Source organism: Peribacillus sp. NPDC097224, assembly GCF_044761985.1.
In the GTDB taxonomy this organism is placed as follows: Bacteria; Bacillota; Bacilli; order Bacillales; family DSM-1321; genus Peribacillus.
In genome coordinates this window covers 1-19888 of the sequence record NZ_JBIWDK010000009.1, presented here as the reverse complement: position 1 = coordinate 19888, position 19888 = coordinate 1, and the positions used below count along the sequence as shown (strand labels likewise).

The window sequence follows — 19888 nt, the reverse complement described above, 5'->3', positions numbered from 1 at the left end:
AAAGTTGTAAAATAGTTATTCTCTCTTATAAACGACATTTCCTTTTCCTAACAATCCATTTAAAAGATCGATTAACTTATCGCTCGGGTTGACCCAATCCCAATAGGATAGCTGTACATAGCGGTTTTCCCGCTCATAAAATAGCATGACCTTCGTTTCGCCAGTATGCTGGATTAATATTTTTTTTATTTTTTGAAGAGTGTCTTTTGTTTGCTTTTCCGCTTCAATCTTCAAGAAAAGCGTTCCGTTTTTTTTCTGTGCCATATTTTTCACTTGGTCCAACGGATAGACGTATTGGATGATGAGCTGCGTTTTTCCGCTCCGCTCCTCCAATGTACCTTGAAGCATGGCCAACTGTCCGTGATTCAAGATGGCAGAGTAGTTTTTATACACATTGGGGAATACGACGGCTTCAATATCGCCTTCTTCATCACTGACAGTCAAGAATGCCATCACATCCCCCTTTTTCGTACGAATGGTCTTAACCGCCGTGATGTACACGCCAAGCAGGATCTTTGCCTCTTTTTTACTTAATGCTTCATCGATGGTCAAGCAACCGAAGTGGCCGAAAATTCCTTTATAGCTCGTCACGGGATGATTGGAAAGGTATAGGCCCAGTACACTCTTTTCAAAGGATAACTTGTCCTCCACCGGAATTGGATCGACATGATTGTATTTAGGCTTTAGCGAGAATTCGCCATCCGAAAACATATCGAATAAATCATCATCCGGATTGACCAATTCGGTATGGCTGATTGCGACATCCAGGCTAGCAAGCAAGGTGGCACGGTCTTCGCCAAATTCATCAAAGGCACCTGAATGCACCAATGCTTCCAATACCTTTCGATTGACGATTTTTCCCGACACCCGCAAACAGAAATCGAATAGGTCCCCGAATTTCTTTTGGCGTCTAGCCGCAAAGATTTCCTTCAGGACCGTCCCACCGATTCCTTTTATGGCACCAAGACTGAATCGAATCCCTTCTTTCTCCGGTAAAAAAGGATAGCCGCTTTCATTAATGGAAGGAGGCAGCACGGAAATGCCTTTCTTCTTGGCTTCACGGACATACTGGGCAATCTTATCATCATTTCCGACGGCAGAGGTCATGAGGGCAGCCATGAAATACTCAGGAAAATGAGTTTTTAAATAGGCAAGCTGATAGGCAATGACACTGTATGCTACAGCATGGCTCCTGTTGAATCCATAATTGGCAAACCGGACAATCAGGGTATAGATATCGTCCGCTGTTTTCTCGGAATACCCTTGCTTCAAGGCACCATTCACGAAATGCTCCCTCTCCTGGTCCAATACTTCCTTTTTCTTCTTCGAGACGGCACGCCTTAATAAATCGGCCTCTCCCAGGGAGAAACCGGCAAGTCGTGATGCAATCTGCATGATCTGTTCCTGATATACGATGACGCCGTATGTAGGATCGAGAATCTCCTTCAAATCCGGATGGTGATATTCTATTGGGACCAGCCCGTGTTTGCGCTCGATGAAAAGTGGAATGTTTTCCATGGGACCTGGACGATATAAGGCATTGACCGCGACGATATCTTCAAACCGGTTTGGCTTCAGGTTCATTAACACCTTCCGTATCCCATCCGATTCGAACTGGAACACGCCCGTCGTTTCACCCCGTCCCAGCATGGACAGGGTCTGCGGATCATCCATGGGTATATGGGACAAATTCAGTTTTTTCCCCATCCCCTTTTGGATGTTTTTCAAAATATTATCCAGGAGCGTTAAATTGCGCAGACCTAGAAAATCCATTTTCAGAAGGCCGAGTTCCTCGAGGAGGTCCATTGGATATTGAGTCAGGTGGATGCCATCATGCCCTTCCTGAATCGGGATATGCTCAGTGAGCGCCTGATCGCTTATGACGACACCAGCCGCATGTGTGGAGGTATGGCGTGGAAGCCCCTCAAGCAGAAGTGCCGTTTCAAAAAGCTTCTGGTTCCGCTCACTTTCCTTTATGAAGTCCTGTAATCGTTTGGATTCTTTTAACGCTTCAGGCAAGGTAATCCCAAGGCGTCCCGGGATCATTTTCGATACCATTTCCTGCTCTTTTGTATTCAAACCGAAGACGCGTCCGGTATCACGCAACGCCGCCTTTGCGGCTAAAGTACCAAATGTGATGATTTGGGCAACATGCAATTCCCCGTATTTCTTCGCGACATAAGCAATCACTTCCTCGCGGCGGTTATCCGGGAAGTCAATATCGATATCGGGCATCGTTACCCGCTCAGGATTTAGAAATCGCTCGAACAGCAGAGAATGTTCGATTGGATCGACATCCGTAATCGACAGAACGTAGGCGACCATCGATCCTGCTGCAGACCCCCGTCCCGGCCCCGTCAAAATCTGGTGGTCCCTTGCAAATTTCATGAAATCCCAAACGATTAAGAAATAATCGCTGAATTTCATTTGCTTAATGACAGCCAATTCAAAGCGCAGACGCTCTTCATATTGGATAGATGGTTCAGGTATTCGTTTCTTCAAGCCCTGGAAGCAGAGGGTTTCGAGCATTTCTTCAGCCGTAACTCCAGTTGCTGTAGGGTATTTGGGTAGCAGGGAACGATGAAAAGGAATAGTAAGATTGCATTGCGCGGCTATATGTAGCGTATTTTGAAGGGCATCCGGCAAGTCACTGAACCGTTCAGCCATTTCAGCACGGCTTTTCATATAAAACTGTGTGGATGGAAGCACCACCCTCGTTTCGTCCGCCAGCTTGTCGCCATTACCGATGGCCAGTAGCGCTTCATGTGCCAGTGCATCACTTTGGTTCAAGTAATAGACCGGGTTCGTCGCTACAAGCTCGATTTTCAGCTCTTTGGCCAATTGACAGATTGCTTGTATTTGCTGCTCCTCCTTGGCAATATCCAGCCGTTGAAGGGATAAATAAAAGTTATCATGTCCGAACACTTTCAAAAATTGCTCGGCAGCTTTCCTCGCCTCCTCGGGCCTTTCTTCTTCCAATAACCTTTCGATTTGCCCTTCCGCACCCGGGGAAAGCGCAATCAATCCCGAAGAATAGGCTTTAAGCCAATTAAATGGAATGCCCGACGGAGATTTCGTTTTGATAGCACTGCTTATTTTCAGCAGGTTTTGGTAGCCTTGAAGATTTCTTGCTAGTAAAAGAAGAGGATGTGCGGCATCTTGTTCATCTAGAACATCCGCGAGAATCCCGATAATCGGTTTTATCCCCTGTTTTTTGCATTCCTTATAAAAATAAACCGATCCATACATAACATTTCGGTCGGTTAATGCTAGACTCGTACAGCCATCCGCTTTCGCTTTAGCCACAAGTTCACGAATTTTCACCGTACTGCTCAGCAGGCTGTATCCGCTCTGAATATGGAGATGTGTATACACGTTTTTTTCTCCCACCTTTGAAAGGGCATGTTTCTTTTTATTATAGTGTTTATTTCAAAAAAAGAAAATATGTTCTCATTGCCAATCAGGTTCGTCCACTTTGATTTTCACAGGCTATCATATTACCTCCGCGCTTCCCATATAAATAGAGTAGAAGAATATCAAGCCAAAAAGGATGATGATACATGAACGAAGCCTTTGTTCCGGCATTTATCAACAGTTTTTTCATCGCGCTCGGCGTTTTGCTTGGCGGGTCGATCATTGGCGGACTGGCGGCTTTTTTCACGGGACAAGCCCCGATGACGACCGTTTTCCGCTTATCGGACAGCCTAAGGATTTGGGCGATCGTCGCTGCCATCGGAGGGACCTTCGATATGGTCTATAATTTTGAACGTGGCATTTTCCACGGACAAACAAAGGATATCGTGAAGCAGGTGCTATTGATCCTCTCCGCCCTCGGGGGTGCACAGACAGGAGCGTTAATCATCAATTGGTTCACACAGGAGCATATTTCACCATGAGGATCCCCCCTTATCATCGGCTTCCCACCTGGCAGCGTTTTTTTGCCGGTGCAGCATTAGGCGGACTGCTCAGCTGGGTGATTTTCTTTTACATGTACGGAGTGCAGCAGGAAACGCAGATCCGGATCATTCATGAGCAAAGAGAAGAGATGAAGGATTTGACCGAAAAAATCGCGATTTGGGAGCAGGATTACAAAAAATTAAATCAGCAAAACGAAGAGATTTTAACGATTCAAGAAGTCGAGGTGAAAATCACCAACGGGCAATTTTACAGCCTCGATAAGCTGAGTATCGCCGATGCCGAGGATGTCATAGAAGATGACCTCTCTTCCCTTCTCGCTAAAGATGTCGTTAGTGTATATAACGGAAAAGTGTTGCTTAAGAAGTCGATTGAAAACAAAATCATCGAGATTAATAAGAAACGGTACGAACTGGAAGTCAATGAAATTATGTTTTATACAAAAATGAATATTGAACTCACAATCAAGAGGGCGAAATGATGCCATTGGAGAGGTGAACGATGAACCCAATCTTAAACCAAATCGGTACGGTCTTTATCCCGGTTCGTAATATTGAAGTGGCCCGCGATTGGTATTCTGACCTGTTGGGCATTCCGGTGACCGGAGATATTTTATTCGGGCACCTGTATGCCTTGCCTATGATCGGAACGGGCATTGTTTTGGACAGTAAGATATTTTCCGAAGATCGCATTTTCAAAGTCCCTCCCTTTCACTTCAACACGACGAACGTCATCGAAGCGTATGAATATATGAAAGGGAAAGTAGAATGTACAACAGGAATCGAACATGACCGATGGTTCAATTTCAAAGATCCCGATGGCAACCAGCTAAAAATTTCCCAACATCGTGAATATCTACATGGCAAAAGACCAAATTCAAGATGATTTGGTCTTTTTGCTTTTCTTATTCTGCTTTGTTTACCTCTTCTAGATCAGCCAAAATATCATCCACTGCATCCCAAGAATAAATAGAGGCCCCTGCTGCAAATGGGTGTCCGCCACCATTGTATTTCCTGGCGATCATGTTGATGATTGGACCTTTAGAACGGAAACGAACCCGGATCTCCTTTTCTTCTTCAATGAAAAAGACCCAAGATTTCACGTTTTTAATCGAACCCAGCGAGGAGACAAGCTGGGAGGCTTCTGAAGGCGTCGCATGAAATTTTTCCAGGATATCCTTCGTGATGATCATCTTCCCTGTTCCGTTTGGTAGAATCTCGAAGTTTTGCAGCACATACCCATTCAGGCGGGTAATGCTTTCATCGACATCATACATCTCTTGATATAACTGTGGACGGGAGAATGAATAATGAATCAACTCACTAGCATAGGCGAATGTTTTCTCGGTCGTGCTTTGAAAAAGAAAACGTCCCGTATCACCAACGATACCTGCATAAAGTAGACGGGCTGCCTCATCGCTCATCTTCAATCCTTGATCTTTACCAAATAGATAAAATTCATAAATCATTTCACTCGTCGAGCTAGCGGACGTATCGACCCAACGCATGTCTCCATAGGGATCTTCGTTTGGATGGTGGTCAATCTTGATCAGCTTATCCCCTGTCGGATAACGGCTGTCGCAGATTCGGTCGGTATTGGCGGTGTCACAAACGATGACCAAAGCCCCTTGGTACATTTCATCCGAAATCACATCAAGCCTCCTTAAATAATGTAACGAAGGCTCTTCTTTCCCGACCGTGAAAATGCGCTTCTCAGGAAATGACGCCTTCAGAATTTCAGCCAATCCCCCTTGCGAACCATAAGCATCCGGGTCAGGCCGGACATGGCGATGAATGATAATCGTATCATAACGCTTTATATCTGCTAAAATTTCAGCCTTCATATAAATCTCCTTTTTATATATGTTATTGTACAAATTAAGACGATATATTTTATTTAATCAAAAAATTGGCGAAATAGGAAGGCTCATCTTGTTTTAGGTGGCAATCTCTAGAGATTCCCGCTACAATAATAAGGTACATATGTTAAATTGGGGGAATTATAAACGATGCCTATCCTTGTCACCTTGATCGTTCTGTCACTAGGGATTTATGTATTTTACAAAATTAAAATGGTACGCACGAAAATGCCGATGGAGAAAAAGTGGATTTCAGGAAAATCATCCATTGCCCTCGGTGCCTTTGTAGCCTTATTTGGAGTCAATCAGCTTTTCCTTTTCCAAACGACCGTTACATACATCATTGCTGCCGTATTCATTGTTGTCGGACTATTCAGCGTTTGGGGCGGTTATAAAATGTATAAGTTCTACCTCCCACATGCCATTGAAGAAGCCACAAATCAAAGAGGATAATCGAATTCGATTATCCTCTTTCGCTAGTTAAGAACGATCAAGCAACTGACATGTCAGCATGGCTTTCCCTACAAGCTTGCCTTGGTTAAATACCTCGACATCCACTTTCCCGAACTTACGCCCCACATCCAGGACACGAGGATGAATTTCAAGCGTACTGTCGATCTGAACAGGCTTGATGAAGTAAATCGTCATATTTTCAACGACTAAATCGCCGCGTTTATAGCCTCTGAGTGCACGATTGGCTGAATCCGTAACCAGTGTCGTGAACACCCCACTTGAAATCGTACCAAGATAATTGGTCATTTGCGGTGTAACACCATAGCTATACACTTCTTGTCCCTTGCCTTGGTTTGACGTCATCACCAGCTGGCTCGTGATCGTATCGTCAATCGTTTCACCGACCTGTGGCTGTCTTTGGCTCATCTGTAACGCCTTCAGTACATCCTGCCTGCTCACGATCCCTTTCAGGATGTGACTGTCACTAACGACTGGAATCAACTCGATCCCTTCCCACACCATCATATGGGCAGATGAGGCAACACTCATTTTATCGCCTACGGTCATCGGATTCTTCGTCATCACCTTATCAATGAGCGTCGTTTCTTCTTGGCCCATGACATCTTTTGAGGTGACCATACCCTGAACCTTCATGTTTTCATCAACGACAGGGAAACGGCTATGACCCGACTCCTGATTCAATTCATGCCAATTTTGAACCCGATCACCCACGGTTAAGAAGGTCGTTTCCTGAACGGGCGTCAAAATATCCTCTACCAATAGGATTTCCTTTTTGATCAATTGGTCATAAATGGCCCGATTGATCATGGTCGCAACAGTAAAGGTATCGTAACTCGTTGAAATGACCGGCATCTCCAATTCATCGGCCAATATCTTAACGGATTCTTCGGCATCGAACCCACCGGTAATCAGCACCGCTGCACCCGCTTTTAATGCGTGCTCATGCGCCTGAGTACGATTCCCTACAATCAACAGGTTTCCTGCACCGGTATATCGCATCATCGCTTCAAGCTTCATCGCACCGATAACGAATTTATTTAACGTTTTATGAAGACCCGTTTTTCCACCTAAGACTTGTCCATCAACTATATTGACTACCTCGGCAAACGTTAGCTTCTCAATATTCTCTTTTTTCTTTTTCTCAATACGGATCGTGCCGACCCGCTCAATGGAACTTACATAGCCTTGATTCTCCGCCTCTTTAATCGCACGGTATGCCGTGCCCTCACTTACATTCAGGACTTTGGCAATCTGGCGGACGGAAATCTTTTCACCAACCGGAAGTCCATCGATATGTTTTAATATTTGTTCATGCTTTGTAGCCAAGCGCTTCACCCTTTTCACGGTATTCCTATATCCCATTATAAGGTCAAAGAGCCTAGATTATCAAACAACTACTGATATTCACGCAACCTTTTCTTTTGATGCTGCCGTTTCACTTTCCGTTTTGCAGGTGAATACAGAATGCCCGTCAAATTCCCCGCCACGGCTAACAGCGCGAACAAAAGCCAAGTTCCCCCAAACAAACTCTCTGGGCCCCCGCTTTCCAACGATAGGCGCGGCACTGCATAATACAGCATCACACCGCATAAAAGCAAACAGAGCAATAACCTTTGCTTCATCCAACCCCCTCCTTCATTCCATCCCTTAATTTTATGCAAGAGGATGAATAAAAAGAATGGAGCCTACAGGGGATTTTTAAGCTTGTCGTCGAGACATACTACATCCATGCTTCTTGATTATTCATTTCCTATATAAAAAGGAGCCTCCGAATCAGGCCCCTGTTGTTGTGTCATTATAAATCAATTGCATCTCCGGGTTCCATAACCAGTCCATTTTTTGCTTCTAGTATATCGATGAATTTGTTAGGATCCTGTTTGATGACCGGGAACGTGTTGTAGTGGATCGGCACGACCTGCTTCGCCTGGAGGAATTTTGCGGCAAGCGCTGCATCTTCCGGCCCCATTGTGAAGTTATCGCCGATAGGCAGAAATGCCAGATCAATCGGATGTCTTTCCCCAATCAGTTTCATGTCGGAATAAACGGCCGTGTCACCAGCATGATAGATCGTTTTTCCTTCTACAGTCAACAATACGCCGGCAGGCATCCCTAGATAGATGATCTGACCATCTGCCGTATTGAATCCGGTTCCATGAAATGCAGGGGTCAATTTCACAGTGCCAAAATCAAATTCATAAGCACCACCAATGCTCATGCCATGTGTCCTGACGCCTTGATTTCCTAAATAAACGGCTATTTCAGCAATTCCGATGACAAGGGCATCGTGCTTTTTCGCTAATTCCACCGTGTCACCAATGTGATCATTATGACCATGTGTTAAGATGATTACATCCGGCTTTACGTCCGCCACCTTTAGATCCGTTAGTTCATTTCCAGTGATGAATGGGTCAAAAAGAATCGTCTTGCCATTGGTCTCCACTTTCACGATGGCATGTCCATGAAAAGATACTTTCATTAAATGATGCTCCTTTCCGATACACACTTTTTTGAATTTTTTCAAAAGCTTTACCATTTACTATTTAAATAGTTATTGCTAAGGTAATTATATCCTATCTATGGAGGAATCGTCATGAATAAACATTTGAATGAAATACAAAACTGGTTGCAAACCAATGAGTTGGACGCAGCCATTCTAACTTCTACCGAAAACGTCTTTTATTGCAGTGGATTCTTTAGTGACCCGAATGAAAGACTGCTGGCACTAGCCATTTTTGCGAACGCAGAGCCATTTTTGGTTTGTCCCCAAATGGAAGTGCCTGATGCCAAGAATGCTGGATGGCAAGGCGAGATCATTGGCTACACCGATATTGAAGATCCATGGTTGAAAATCCAGAAAGCGGTTAGTCAACGTGGATTATCCTTGAAGAAAATCGCGATTGAAAAACAACATATGAATGTGGAACGCTATGAAAACATACAGTATCATTTTGATGCGCCGGTACTCGTTTCAGCCGAGGAGAAGCTACAAAAGATGCGAATGATCAAATCCGAAGATGAAATGGTCAAGATTCGTGAAGCCTGCCGACTTGCCGACGTGGCTATCGAAGTCGGAGTCAGCGAAATCCGTGAAGGGAAAACCGAAATGGAAATCCTGGCTGCAATTGAATTCGAAATGAAGAAGGTCGGCGTTAGCCAAATGTCATTCTCTACAATGGTCCTGACTGGAAAGAACGGAGCTTCGCCTCATGGAACACCAGGGGCATCGAAAGTTCAGCGTGGTGACCTCGTTCTTTTTGATCTAGGTGTCGTATATGAAGGGTATTGCTCAGACATCACCAGGACCGTCGCGTTCGGGGACATCAATGACAAGCAAGCCGAGATCTATGAAACGGTTCGAAAAGCGCAGGAAGCTGCCATTGCAGCAAGCAAACCCGGTGTTGCTTGTTCTGAGATCGACCGGACTGCCAGAAGCATCATCCAGAACAAAGGCTACGGCGACTATTTCCCACACCGTCTTGGGCACGGACTTGGCATTAGCGTCCACGAATATCCATCGTTAAAGGAAACGAATTCACTTAAGTTACAAAAGGGCATGGTTTATACAATCGAACCAGGTATCTATGTTCCCGATGTGGCTGGTGTGAGGATAGAGGATGATCTGTATATAACCGAAACAGGTTGTGAAGTCTTGACGAAATATCCGAAAAGCCTCCAAATATTAAGATAGACTTCACCAAAAATTCGTAAATTTGTTACAATTGAATAAGGAAAATTATAGTATAATGGGAGTGAAGTAGAAGGAGGAGATTCATAATGGGTACGATAGATTATAAAAATATCCTTGTAGCGGTGGACGGTTCTGAAGAAGCAGAATGGGCCTTAAAAAAAGCGATATACCTTGCAAAACTAAGTAACGCGACTCTAGTTCTGGCTCATATCGTCGACACCAGGAATTTCCCGACTATCGAAGCTTACGATATGACTATCCGCGATCGTTCTGAAACCTTTGCCAATGACTTATTGGAAAAGTATAAAACAGAAGCGGTTGCCTCTGGCATCACTAACGTAATTACGGAAGTGGAGTATGGTTCTCCTAAAGTCAAAATACCAAGAGACTTAGCGAAAAAACATACGATTGATTTAATCGTTTGTGGTGCGACTGGACTTAATGCCGTTGAACGTTTCTTGATTGGAAGCGTATCAGAAGGTATTGTTCGCCACTCAAATTGTGATGTCATCATTGTCCGTACTGATAAAAACTAAAATTTTTAAAAAAAGATCGTACACCAAATCGGTGTACGATCTTTTCATTTGTTATGCACTTATGAGTTTCTCCGCTTTTTCAATCGCAAGCTGCACTTGGGCAAACCCAGTACCACCTGCACTATTACGGCGTTTAACTGCTTCGTATGGATTTAATGCGTCGTAAATATCCTCTTCAAACAACTCGGATGCCTCCTTGAATTGTTCCATGCTAAGGTCAACTAAATAGCAGCCGTTTTGTACACAGAATAAAACAAGTTTGCCGACGACTTCATGGGCTTTACGGAAAGGCATGCCTTTCGAAGCCAGATAATCGGCCAATTCGGTTGCATTGGAAAAGTCATTTTTCGTTGCTTTTTCCATCACGTCTTTTTTCACTTTCATCGTTGAAATCATGCCTGCGAAGATTTTAAGTGAACCAACAATCGTTTTAACCGTATCAAAAACGCCTTCTTTATCTTCTTGCATATCTTTGTTATAAGCAAGTGGCAGTCCTTTTAATACAGTCAGTAACCCTGTTAGATTCCCGTAAACCCGTCCTGTTTTACCGCGGATCAGCTCCGCCATATCAGGGTTTTTCTTTTGTGGCATGATGCTGCTTCCCGTTGAGAAAGCATCATCCAGTTCAACGAATTGGAATTCCTGGCTTGACCAAAGAATGATTTCTTCGCTGAAACGAGATAAATGCATCATCATCGTTGCGCTGTTACTCATGAATTCCAGGGCGAAATCACGATCACTCACTGCATCCAGACTATTTTCATATATGCCATCAAAGCCAAGTAGCTCTGCACTTAACGCACGGTCAATCGGAAAAGTCGTCCCAGCAAGCGCTCCTGCACCCAAGGGAGAAATGTTGATTCTCTTGAAGCTTTCAGTGAAACGTTGTTTATCGCGCTCCAGCATCCAGAAATAAGCCATTAAATGGTGAGCGAATGAAATTGGCTGGGCACGCTGTAAATGCGTATACCCTGGAATGAGTGTTTCCACATTCTTTTTAGCCTGTTCCAAAATTGCTCCTTGGAGTCCATTAATGAGTTCCAGAATCACTTTCGTTTGGTTGCGCATGTAAAGATGAAGGTCTGTTGCTACTTGGTCGTTACGGCTTCTGCCAGTATGCAATTTGCCTCCGACCGGGCCGATCGCTTCAATGAGCATGCTTTCAAGGTTAAGATGGATATCTTCCATCTCCACCTTGAAAGTCAATTCACCTTTTTCCGCTTTTTCCTGTAAACCCTTCAGTCCCACAATGATCTGATCAGCGTCCTCTTCTGGCAGGATCTGGCATGTCTTCAGCATGGTGACATGTGCCAAGCTGCCTTGAATATCTTCAAGGACAAGTTCCTGATCAAAGGATATGGAAGCCCCGAACTCATCTACCCATTCTTCGGCAGATTTCGTGAATCTTCCTCCCCAAAGCTTGCTGCTCACACTGTCACCTTCTTGTTGTTGACCATGCTGTTCACTTTCGTTGGAAGTCCCCATAATTTAATGAAACCAACTGCTGCCTCATGATCGAATTCGTCCGCTTTTGTATAGGTTGCTAGTTTTTCATTGTATAGAGAGTACTCTGATTTTCTTCCTTCGACAATGGCATGGCCTTTGAACAGTTTCACACGGACAGTACCCGTAACGTTCACTTGTGTCTCTTTCAAGAATGCAGCCAACGCTTTTTGAAGTGGTGAGAACCAAAGTCCTTCATAGATCAATTCCGTCATTTTCTTCTCAATCACTGGTTTGAAATGGGCAAGTTCTTTTACCAAAGTAATATCTTCAAGTTCTTTATGTGCAGCGATCAATGTCATGGCACCTGGAGCTTCGTATACTTCACGAGATTTGATACCTACTAATCTATTTTCCACGTGGTCGATACGTCCGACACCGTGTTTACCGGCAATTTGATTCAATTCAACAATCAAATCAGCCAATTTGTAGTTCTTGTCGTTCAGTGTAACCGGTACACCTTGTTCAAATCCGATTTCAATGATATCGGCAGTATCCGGTGTGTTTTCAAGGCTTGTTGTCAGATCATATGCCTCTTCCGGAGGAGCAGCCCATGGATCTTCAAGGATTCCACATTCGTTACTTCTTCCCCATAGGTTTTGGTCGATTGAGTAAGGGCTGGCTAAACCGATTGGAACAGGAATTCCATTCTTGGCAGCATATTCGATTTCCTCTTCACGAGACCATCTCCAGTCACGTACAGGTGCAAGAACTTGTAAATTAGGGTTTAAAGCCGAAATGGATACTTCGAAACGCACTTGGTCATTTCCTTTTCCCGTACAACCGTGCGCAACGGCTACTGCATTTTCTTCTTCAGCCACTTCCACTAGCTTCTTCGCGATAAGTGGACGCGATAGAGCTGATACTAAAGGATATTTTCCTTCATATAGTGTATGGGCTTGAAGAGCCGTCAATGCGAATTCATCGGCGAATTCGTCTTTTGCATCAATTACATAAGAACTAACCGCTCCGACAGTGATTGCTTTTTCTTTAATAAAGTCTAAATCTTTTCCTTCACCGACATCCAAACAGCATGCCACTACGTCGTATCCTTGATCTTGTAACCATTTAATTGCAACAGAGGTATCTAATCCTCCAGAATAAGCTAAAACTACTTTTTGATTTCCCATGTTTTATCGTCCCTTTCGTGTGAATAAAAATTCATTCGTTGTTATTTTTATTCAATCTATGTTTAGTACTTTATCATTTTTATACAAGGAATACAAGGGGTATTTTACTGATTTCAGTAAAATTTTTTCGATATTCCAAATAATTTACACAATGGATACATCGGTTAAAATATAGTAATCTAAGAGTATGAAAACTGTGATTACAGGAGGCATTATGAAAGAACTTTTTACGTATGATGAACGGCTTGGAATCTCCATCCCCGACCTCCCCATGGAATGGGATGAATACTCTAAAGGAAAGCAGCACCGCATACTCGCACACTGGGAAACTATCCGGGGTCATATCCCGGACCGTATACAGGAGCTGGAAGCCATTATCAATCGGAAACAGACACAGCTCTCTGATGAAAGTAATTTTGTCTTGTCATGCCAACTCAACACGGAAATCTCCGAACTGGCTTCCGTGATAAATGATCTTTGGCTTTGGTATCGGACCGATCAGGGGATAAGTGAAAAGATGCATAATTAAGCCCATTTCCATGCAAAAAAAGCCCCGGTTTTTAAAACCGGGGCTTTTTTTGTCCGTTTCCTTATGTATCCTTCCGAATTTCCCCGACAACATGGCCCAATTCCGGAAGTATTAGTTTATTCATCGCAAGGCGAACCGCCCCAGATGAACCAGGAGTCGAAAAGATCGCTTTATTAAATGCCACTCCAGCAATCGCCCTTGATAGGATGGCTGCCGATCCGATATCTTCTTGATAGCTCAACATACGGAAAAGCTCACCAAAACCGGGTATCTCTTTAGTCATCAATTCTTTTACCGCTTCAATCGTGACATCCCTGTTGGCGATGCCTGTACCGCCATTGGTTAGGATGGCATCGACTTGATTGCTTTTTCCGCCGGCCGTAATCGCCTCTTGGATTGCACCACGTTCGTCCTTCACGATTTCATATTCTGTCACTACATGGCCCTGTGATTTTAGGAGGTCCATCATCAAGGATCCGCTTTTATCCGTTTCTTCGTTTCGCGTATCACTGACCGTGATCACCTTGCATCGAATCGGCTCCGTAGTGGCCTTTTTATGTTCCTTGACACTCATTCTTCATCGGCCTTCTTTCCCTGTAAATAACGATACTGATAGAATTTCTGGGCGAATTCACTGACATCTTTCGTCATTTGGTAATTAGCCCCGGCGCCAATGGCCATACTGATAAGCGGTACGCCGCCCAATAGTTTTTTCCTGAAAACCGTGATGGATACAGCTTTTAATAATTGCTTTAATGGCTGTTCCATCCACTTTGGATTCGTCAGCTCCTCTATTCCCATATACCAATATTCATCTTCCGCAGTCTGAATTTCCCGGACCAATTCTTCCCAAGCCACTCCTTGGAGCCGCTTAGGCATCGCCCCTGCATTGAATACCTTTAAGGCCATCATCATTTCAAAGGGTGTATTCCCTTCAAAACCATAAGACATCGCTATCAGCTGTACGGTTCGAACATTAATGACTGTCATGGCCGGGATATCACTTCCCAGTAGGAGCAACCCTCCACGACCGCTTATTCCTCCCTGCACAAAAGAATATAAACGATGCTTCGCAATATGCTGGTTCGCTATGTAGTTCAACTGGTCGATTGTTAAAAGGTGTACATCCTTGATCTCCTCAATCTCATCATTGAATACGCGTGCCGAGGCCAAAATGCGGTCTCTTGCGTCTATTTGAATGGATGAGCTCTGTACCATCGCATGCAAGTGAAATAACCAAGTATCAAGCTTTTCAAAAAATTGTTGTTGAACATCTTCAGGCAACCGTGAAAAACTTTGCTCTAGCCATTTATCATATAATGATGCCAGGTCTGTCGGATTATATTGGTTCAGTTTATCTTGCCATTCACTAATTTCATTCCAAGTTTTCATGTCCCGATTTGTGAATTCCATGCAACAAGCCTCCTTTATAAAGAATTGGTGGATTCTCCCTTTAAGTATACCATACGGCACAGCTTTTCAAGAATATGAAGCAGCTTACAACCTAACCGAAAATCAACATCTAAACAGAACTCCGGGCAAATCCGCACGTAAAAAAGCCTCCATTCCCTTGATGGGCATGGAGGCTTTTTTCTTCTAGGAAAGCATATCTTCTAAACTTTCATTCATTGTGATATTCATCGTATCTCTGACAATCATGACTTCTTCATTCGTAGGAATGACCATGATTTTCACCGGGGAAAATGGGGAATTGATGAAGGCTTCCTCACCAGAGGTACGATTCAGGTCTTCATCCCAATAAACTCCCATGAATTCAAGTCCATCCAAGATCCTCCCCCGGATGTCCTGGCTATTTTCACCAATGCCGGCCGTAAAGATGATTCCATCCACGCCGCCCATTTTTGCTGTATAAGAACCTATGTATTTATGAATGCGGCCAGCAAATACCTCTAGCGCAAGCTCAGCCCGCTCATTTCCTTTATCGGCTTCCAATTGGATATCGCGTAAGTCGCTGGAGAAGCCAGACAGTGCAAGAATCCCACTTTTCTTATTCAAGACATCCAGTACTTCATCTGCCGTTGTCCCCGTTTTCTCCATGATGTAAGGAATCAAAGCTGGATCGATATTCCCTGAACGTGTACCCATCGTCACGCCGGCCAATGGAGTGAATCCCATCGACGTGTCAATCGACTTTCCTCCCTCGATGGCCGTGATGCTAGCGCCATTTCCCAAATGACAGGATATCAACCGTAACTGTTCTATCGGTCTTCCTATCATTTCCGCTGCACGTTGGGAAACATATTTATGTGATGTACCATGGAATCCATATTTCCTGATACCGTATTTCTCATAGTACTCAAATGGCAAGCTATACATATACGAACTGGGTTCCATGGTTTGATGGAAGGCCGTATCAAAGACAGCAACCGCCGGCACTTCACCCAATATTTGCTTAAACGCCTTGATGCCCGTTATATTGGCAGGATTATGAAGGGGAGCTAAATCCGAAAGCTTCTCGATTTCTTCTATAACTTCCTCTGTGATTAAGACGGAGTCGCTAAACACTTCACCACCATGCACAACTCGATGGCCCATGCCATCTATTTCTTCGAAAGAGTGTATGATTTGGTGGTGAATCAGTTTTTCTAGTAAAAGCCCGACAGCCACTTCATGATTTGGGATGTGTAACGTTTCAGAAATCTTCTCGCCTTCAACACTCAAGGTGAATGTGGAGTTTTTCAAACCGATCCTTTCCACAAGACCTTTCGTAATAACATGTTCACTAGGCATCTCAAAAAGCTGAAACTTCAAAGAAGAGCTGCCTGCGTTTATAGCCATAATTTTAGACATCCATCCTGCTCCTTTACTCTAAGCTAGTCTACAAACGTGCAGTATATAATGTATATATCTTATCATGGCAAATGGATTCCACCAATAAAAAATTTAATAATTTAAAAAACTCTTTATCTTCTAAAAACAAAAGCCGATGCCTTTTGGCATCAGCTTTTGTTTTTATTTTTCTTCCTTAAACCAATCGTCCATCTGGTTCATGACCGACCTAGTCGCATCAAAGTCAGATAGCTTCGGAAGTTGTACCAACAAGGCTTTCTTAGGAGCCTCGACGCCATCCTTTTTCTTTTGAAGGATTAAAATGCTCTTGGCAGCCGCTTCGTTTTTAAACATGGTAAGCGGAAGCTGCACCATTCCTTGAATGTGAGTATTTTTTTTCAAATAGTCATTGAGTTTAGGTGCTTCTTCCGAGACAAATAAATTATTCGGGACAATGAAGAATAGATATCCTCCATCTTTCACATGTTTGACACTTTGCTCTATGAATAGATGATGTGCATAGGAATGGCCGTTTTCTGCCTTCAGTTCGTATTCCGCTGCACGGACATCATTCGGGTAATACCCAATCGGCAAGTCACTGACTACCACATCCGCTGGGTCAATGAAAAGCGGCTCTAGGCTGTCCTGATTGAAAAATGATAAGGGATGCTCTTGAAGATTAGCCCCGGCATATGCAAGCCTGATCAAGGTTTCGTCGATTTCCACACCAAATGACGCCATGTTTTTATCGGTCAACTGGTTCATGATCGCAAAGAGTAGGTTTCCTGTCCCAACAGCTGGATCGAGCATGACGATCTCTTTTTGATCCTTCGTGAATTTGCCGACTAAGTAACTGACAAAAATCCCGACGGCATCCGGTGTCATGTGATGGTTAGGTTGTACGCTTTGTTGCATGCCTTTAAGGATGGCCAGCTGGTATGCTTTACGGATGGCTTCCTTTTCATACTTTTCCAATGAAAATTCAGCATAATGCTTCATCAAACTTTTCTTTGATTCTTCACTGATTTCTTCCTGCATCACTTTCCCTTGGAAAAAATTCTCTCCGGTCTCGCCTAAGGCATCGAGATACGTGCACGACAGTTCATCTTGCAATATTTTGGTTGTTTCATCAAATTCATAAAATAGTTCTTCAACTGGGGTAGACTTCACTTATTTATTCCTCCTGTTTGCTTCTGTCCTTATTTTAAAGGTAAGGAGTAAGACTTACAAGTCGTAAGCCCCGTTTATCATTCATCAGTTATTTGACAGAATGTTTCCTTATTGGAGCCATTCGGTACATGCTATCCTATCATTGGGTTGAAGCAATGTCCGTCAGTGAACTCACAGGTAGGCGTTTCTTTGGGGAATGAGGAAAAGGTCTGGTTTTGAGGGTTTCTATCTTTATTCATCATAAGGCAATCTTCCTGTTTTTAGGATGTTCGACCCAATAGAAAAACCAGGCACATCAGCGCCTGGTTCAGTGAGCTCAGTCCTTACTTTGCTGCTTTAGCTGCCTCAATGGCACCTTCATAGTCTGGATGAGTCGTACCTTCACTTACATATTCAACATAAGTGATTTCATCGTTACTGTTCACGACGAATACGGAACGTGCCAGTAAACGAAGTTCCTTCATCACAACACCGTAAGCTTCCCCAAAAGAAAGGTCGCGGTGATCGGAAAGGACTTGGACATTGTCGAGTCCGCTTGCAGCACACCAGCGTTTTTGTGCGAATGGAAGGTCATTGCTGATCGTCAATACTTTCACATTATCCAATTTGGCAGCCTCTTCATTGAATTTGCGTGTCTGTGCATCACAAACGCCTGTATCAACGGACGGAACGACACTGATAATGCGGACTGTGCCTTTTGAGTCGTTTAATGTAACCGGTGTTAAATCATTAGCCAATACTGTAAAATCAGGTGCTTTATCCCCAACTTTAAGTTCTGGTCCCACTAAAGTGACCGGGTTGTTTTTAAAAGTAACTGAAGCCATTAAAAATTCCTCCTTTATATGCTTTATGTACAAGCTTTATGATATTTGTTTTATCGTAATTTTGCAATTAATTGGATTTTAGAATTTTACATCAAAAAGAAAAACTCGGCGGACGCCGAGTCGCATTAGAAATCCAAATCCTGTTTAGGTTGTTGATTGTTCATGTTCATTGAATTCCTTTGACCGCTATCTTGCCTTGATTGATTATTATCTTTTTTAGCTAGCATCGATTGGATCTTATCAACGACCTGCGGTGCTAAATCCATCATTTTTTCTAAAAGATGCGTACCTTCATCTAAATGAATCATCTTCACGCCATGTGTACCAACAATAAGGAAAGCTATAGGCGTAATGGATACTCCACCACCACTACCCCCACCAAATGGTTGCTTTGAATCTCCCTGTTGACCTTGATGGTTACCATCGATCACAAATTCACTGCCTCCAGCGGCAAATCCGAAGCCCACTTTGGAAACCGTTAAAATGACACTTCCATCGGGGGTTTCCACCGGGTCTCCGATGATCGTGTTAACATCGACCATCTCTTTCAAGTTCTCCATGGCTTCTTTCATTAAACCTTGTATTGGGTGATCAGACATCTAAATTCCTCCACTCTACATCGATTGATTATTGGAATCTCCAGTTAGCTTCGCTAATTTCTTAGACTTGAATTTCACTTTACCGCCTTTCCAGTAGCGAAGCAGTTTTATCCCAGTCAGTATAGCTTGCCCGACTCTGAATTCTAATATGCAAGCAATGGACGTATTGGCCTGTTTTCGATAAAAATCCGGTGTAATCGTATAGGAAGGCATGACCCGAAAATTCAGATAGGTGGTCAATAAACCAATGATCGATCCTTTAAGGGCCCAACAGTTACCTGTTAATATCCCTGTTTGGGCAGCATGTTTCGTCCCTATAACACTATGCCATGCAAACTCTTTCACTTGGACTTTCCCGAGGAAGTGCCGAATGATCCGATGTAAATCAACTATATGGTGGATCAAGGCCCGCATATCGCTTAAACCATCCATGAACTCTTCCGGAGTAAGCTTGGCCGTCGACTTCTTTTCCGTATCATTCATCGTGTCCGTTTCTTTCTCCACGATGAGAGCCGTCGATTCATCGTCTTTCTTTATGACTGGCACCTTCAATGTGTAATGCAATAAGCCATGCCAGGCCGTCATTTTCATATGGATAAGATCATCTTTTTGAATACGCTTATAGGTAAAATGCACCCTGACTTTAGTGAAAATGAGAAGAAGCAACACCGCTATGAGGATAGCCAATATCATTACAATCCATTTCACACATCCACACCCTTTCAGCCATTCATTATCGGCCTCGTCAAAAAAAAATAAACCTATTGGACCTAAAATTAAAGTGTACCCTGTGTAAAGGACATTTTAAAAAAGCCTAAGCAATTTTTAAAAGATGATCTCTGTATTGAACAGGGGTCATCTTTTTTAGGTTC

The 19888-nt window shown here is 43.5% G+C and carries 22 protein-coding genes; 7 read left to right on the top strand and 15 right to left on the bottom strand.

The genetic code is table 11. From position 1 onward, the window contains the following. Positions 1–15: 15 nt before the first annotated feature. Entirely contained in the window at positions 16–3375 is a 3360-nt protein-coding gene (gene dnaE, locus ACIQXR_RS16635; RefSeq protein ID WP_402874360.1) for a DNA polymerase III subunit alpha, read from the bottom strand. An 85-nt stretch (positions 3376–3460) separates the two neighbouring features. Further along, a complete protein-coding gene (locus ACIQXR_RS16630; RefSeq protein WP_402874647.1) occupies positions 3461–3733 on the bottom strand; it encodes a hypothetical protein in 273 nt (90 codons plus the stop codon). On the opposite strand from ACIQXR_RS16630, the gene ACIQXR_RS16625 reads away from it, so the two are divergent. Genes ACIQXR_RS16625 through ACIQXR_RS16615 form a run of 3 tightly spaced genes read left to right on the top strand, consistent with a single transcriptional unit; the run spans position 3618 to position 4800 of the window. Further along, a complete protein-coding gene (locus ACIQXR_RS16625; RefSeq protein WP_402874635.1) occupies positions 3618–3896 on the top strand; it encodes a YtrH family sporulation protein in 279 nt (92 codons plus the stop codon). The two genes, ACIQXR_RS16630 and ACIQXR_RS16625, sit on opposite strands and share 116 nt — an antisense overlap. Then, positions 3893–4396: a sporulation membrane protein YtrI gene (ytrI, locus tag ACIQXR_RS16620; RefSeq protein WP_402874357.1), complete on the top strand. Its 504-nt coding sequence runs from the start codon at positions 3893–3895 to the stop codon at positions 4394–4396. Before ACIQXR_RS16625 ends, ytrI begins: the two co-directional genes overlap by 4 nt. Before the next feature lie 20 nt (positions 4397–4416). Further along, the gene (locus tag ACIQXR_RS16615; RefSeq protein WP_402874354.1) at positions 4417–4800 is read left to right on the top strand and encodes a VOC family protein; all 384 of its coding nucleotides are present in this window, start codon (positions 4417–4419) and stop codon (positions 4798–4800) included. Between the two features lie 19 nt (positions 4801–4819). Here ACIQXR_RS16615 and ACIQXR_RS16610 read toward each other — a convergent pair whose 3' ends face one another. Then, positions 4820–5758 carry a DHH family phosphoesterase gene (locus ACIQXR_RS16610; RefSeq protein WP_402874350.1) on the bottom strand — a complete coding sequence of 313 codons (939 nt, stop codon included), beginning with the start codon at positions 5756–5758 and terminating at the stop codon, positions 4820–4822. A 165-nt stretch (positions 5759–5923) separates the two neighbouring features. Here ACIQXR_RS16610 and ACIQXR_RS16605 point away from each other — a divergent pair, with 165 nt between their 5' ends. Continuing rightward, a complete protein-coding gene (locus tag ACIQXR_RS16605; RefSeq protein WP_402874347.1) occupies positions 5924–6226 on the top strand; it encodes a YtpI family protein in 303 nt (100 codons plus the stop codon). A 27-nt stretch (positions 6227–6253) separates the two neighbouring features. Here ACIQXR_RS16605 and ACIQXR_RS16600 read toward each other — a convergent pair whose 3' ends face one another. The 3 genes from ACIQXR_RS16600 to ACIQXR_RS16590 form a co-directional block, all read right to left on the bottom strand. Further along, positions 6254–7573 (bottom strand): DRTGG domain-containing protein, encoded by a 1320-nt coding sequence (locus ACIQXR_RS16600; RefSeq protein ID WP_402874345.1) that lies wholly within the window; start codon positions 7571–7573, stop codon positions 6254–6256. A gap of 68 nt (positions 7574–7641) precedes the next feature. After that, positions 7642–7869: a hypothetical protein gene (locus ACIQXR_RS16595; RefSeq protein ID WP_402874343.1), complete on the bottom strand. Its 228-nt coding sequence runs from the start codon at positions 7867–7869 to the stop codon at positions 7642–7644. Positions 7870–8042: 173 nt separating this feature from the next. Beyond that, positions 8043–8723 (bottom strand): metal-dependent hydrolase, encoded by a 681-nt coding sequence (locus ACIQXR_RS16590; protein WP_402874340.1) that lies wholly within the window; start codon positions 8721–8723, stop codon positions 8043–8045. A 114-nt stretch (positions 8724–8837) separates the two neighbouring features. Between ACIQXR_RS16590 and ACIQXR_RS16585 the strand changes: the two genes are divergently transcribed. Together ACIQXR_RS16585 and ACIQXR_RS16580 are read left to right on the top strand one after the other, a co-directional pair. After that, positions 8838–9935, top strand: a complete 1098-nt coding sequence (locus tag ACIQXR_RS16585) for a M24 family metallopeptidase (RefSeq protein ID WP_402874338.1) — start codon at positions 8838–8840, stop codon at positions 9933–9935. Between the two features lie 86 nt (positions 9936–10021). Continuing rightward, positions 10022–10471, top strand: coding sequence for a universal stress protein (locus ACIQXR_RS16580; protein ID WP_402874335.1), 450 nt, complete (start codon positions 10022–10024; stop codon positions 10469–10471). 51 nt (positions 10472–10522) lie between these two features. On the opposite strand, the gene argH is transcribed toward ACIQXR_RS16580, so the two are convergent. Beyond that, positions 10523–11902: an argininosuccinate lyase gene (gene argH, locus ACIQXR_RS16575; protein ID WP_403080495.1), complete on the bottom strand. Its 1380-nt coding sequence runs from the start codon at positions 11900–11902 to the stop codon at positions 10523–10525. Beyond that, complete coding sequence (locus ACIQXR_RS16570) at positions 11899–13104, bottom strand: argininosuccinate synthase (protein ID WP_402874329.1); 1206 nt, start codon at positions 13102–13104, stop codon at positions 11899–11901. Before ACIQXR_RS16570 ends, argH begins: the two co-directional genes overlap by 4 nt. 214 nt (positions 13105–13318) lie before the next feature. On the opposite strand from ACIQXR_RS16570, the gene ACIQXR_RS16565 reads away from it, so the two are divergent. Beyond that, positions 13319–13633 carry a hypothetical protein gene (locus tag ACIQXR_RS16565; protein ID WP_402874326.1) on the top strand — a complete coding sequence of 105 codons (315 nt, stop codon included), beginning with the start codon at positions 13319–13321 and terminating at the stop codon, positions 13631–13633. A gap of 61 nt (positions 13634–13694) precedes the next feature. Here ACIQXR_RS16565 and ACIQXR_RS16560 read toward each other — a convergent pair whose 3' ends face one another. From ACIQXR_RS16560 to ACIQXR_RS16530, 7 genes are all read right to left on the bottom strand, one after another. Further along, a complete protein-coding gene (locus ACIQXR_RS16560) occupies positions 13695–14207 on the bottom strand; it encodes a MogA/MoaB family molybdenum cofactor biosynthesis protein (RefSeq protein WP_402874324.1) in 513 nt (170 codons plus the stop codon). After that, positions 14204–15046, bottom strand: a complete 843-nt coding sequence (locus ACIQXR_RS16555; protein ID WP_402874322.1) for an EcsC family protein — start codon at positions 15044–15046, stop codon at positions 14204–14206. The genes ACIQXR_RS16560 and ACIQXR_RS16555 overlap by 4 nt, the downstream gene beginning before the upstream one ends. 183 nt (positions 15047–15229) lie before the next feature. Continuing rightward, positions 15230–16444 (bottom strand): acetate kinase, encoded by a 1215-nt coding sequence (locus ACIQXR_RS16550; RefSeq protein ID WP_402874320.1) that lies wholly within the window; start codon positions 16442–16444, stop codon positions 15230–15232. A 162-nt stretch (positions 16445–16606) separates the two neighbouring features. Continuing rightward, the gene (locus ACIQXR_RS16545; protein WP_402874318.1) at positions 16607–17593 is read right to left on the bottom strand and encodes a class I SAM-dependent methyltransferase; all 987 of its coding nucleotides are present in this window, start codon (positions 17591–17593) and stop codon (positions 16607–16609) included. A gap of 323 nt (positions 17594–17916) precedes the next feature. After that, the gene (gene tpx, locus ACIQXR_RS16540) at positions 17917–18417 is read right to left on the bottom strand and encodes a thiol peroxidase (RefSeq protein ID WP_402874315.1); all 501 of its coding nucleotides are present in this window, start codon (positions 18415–18417) and stop codon (positions 17917–17919) included. A gap of 125 nt (positions 18418–18542) precedes the next feature. After that, complete coding sequence (gene ytfJ / locus ACIQXR_RS16535) at positions 18543–19016, bottom strand: GerW family sporulation protein (protein WP_402874312.1); 474 nt, start codon at positions 19014–19016, stop codon at positions 18543–18545. A gap of 15 nt (positions 19017–19031) precedes the next feature. Next, complete coding sequence (locus ACIQXR_RS16530; protein ID WP_402874309.1) at positions 19032–19724, bottom strand: DUF2953 domain-containing protein; 693 nt, start codon at positions 19722–19724, stop codon at positions 19032–19034. Positions 19725–19888 lie beyond the last annotated feature (164 nt).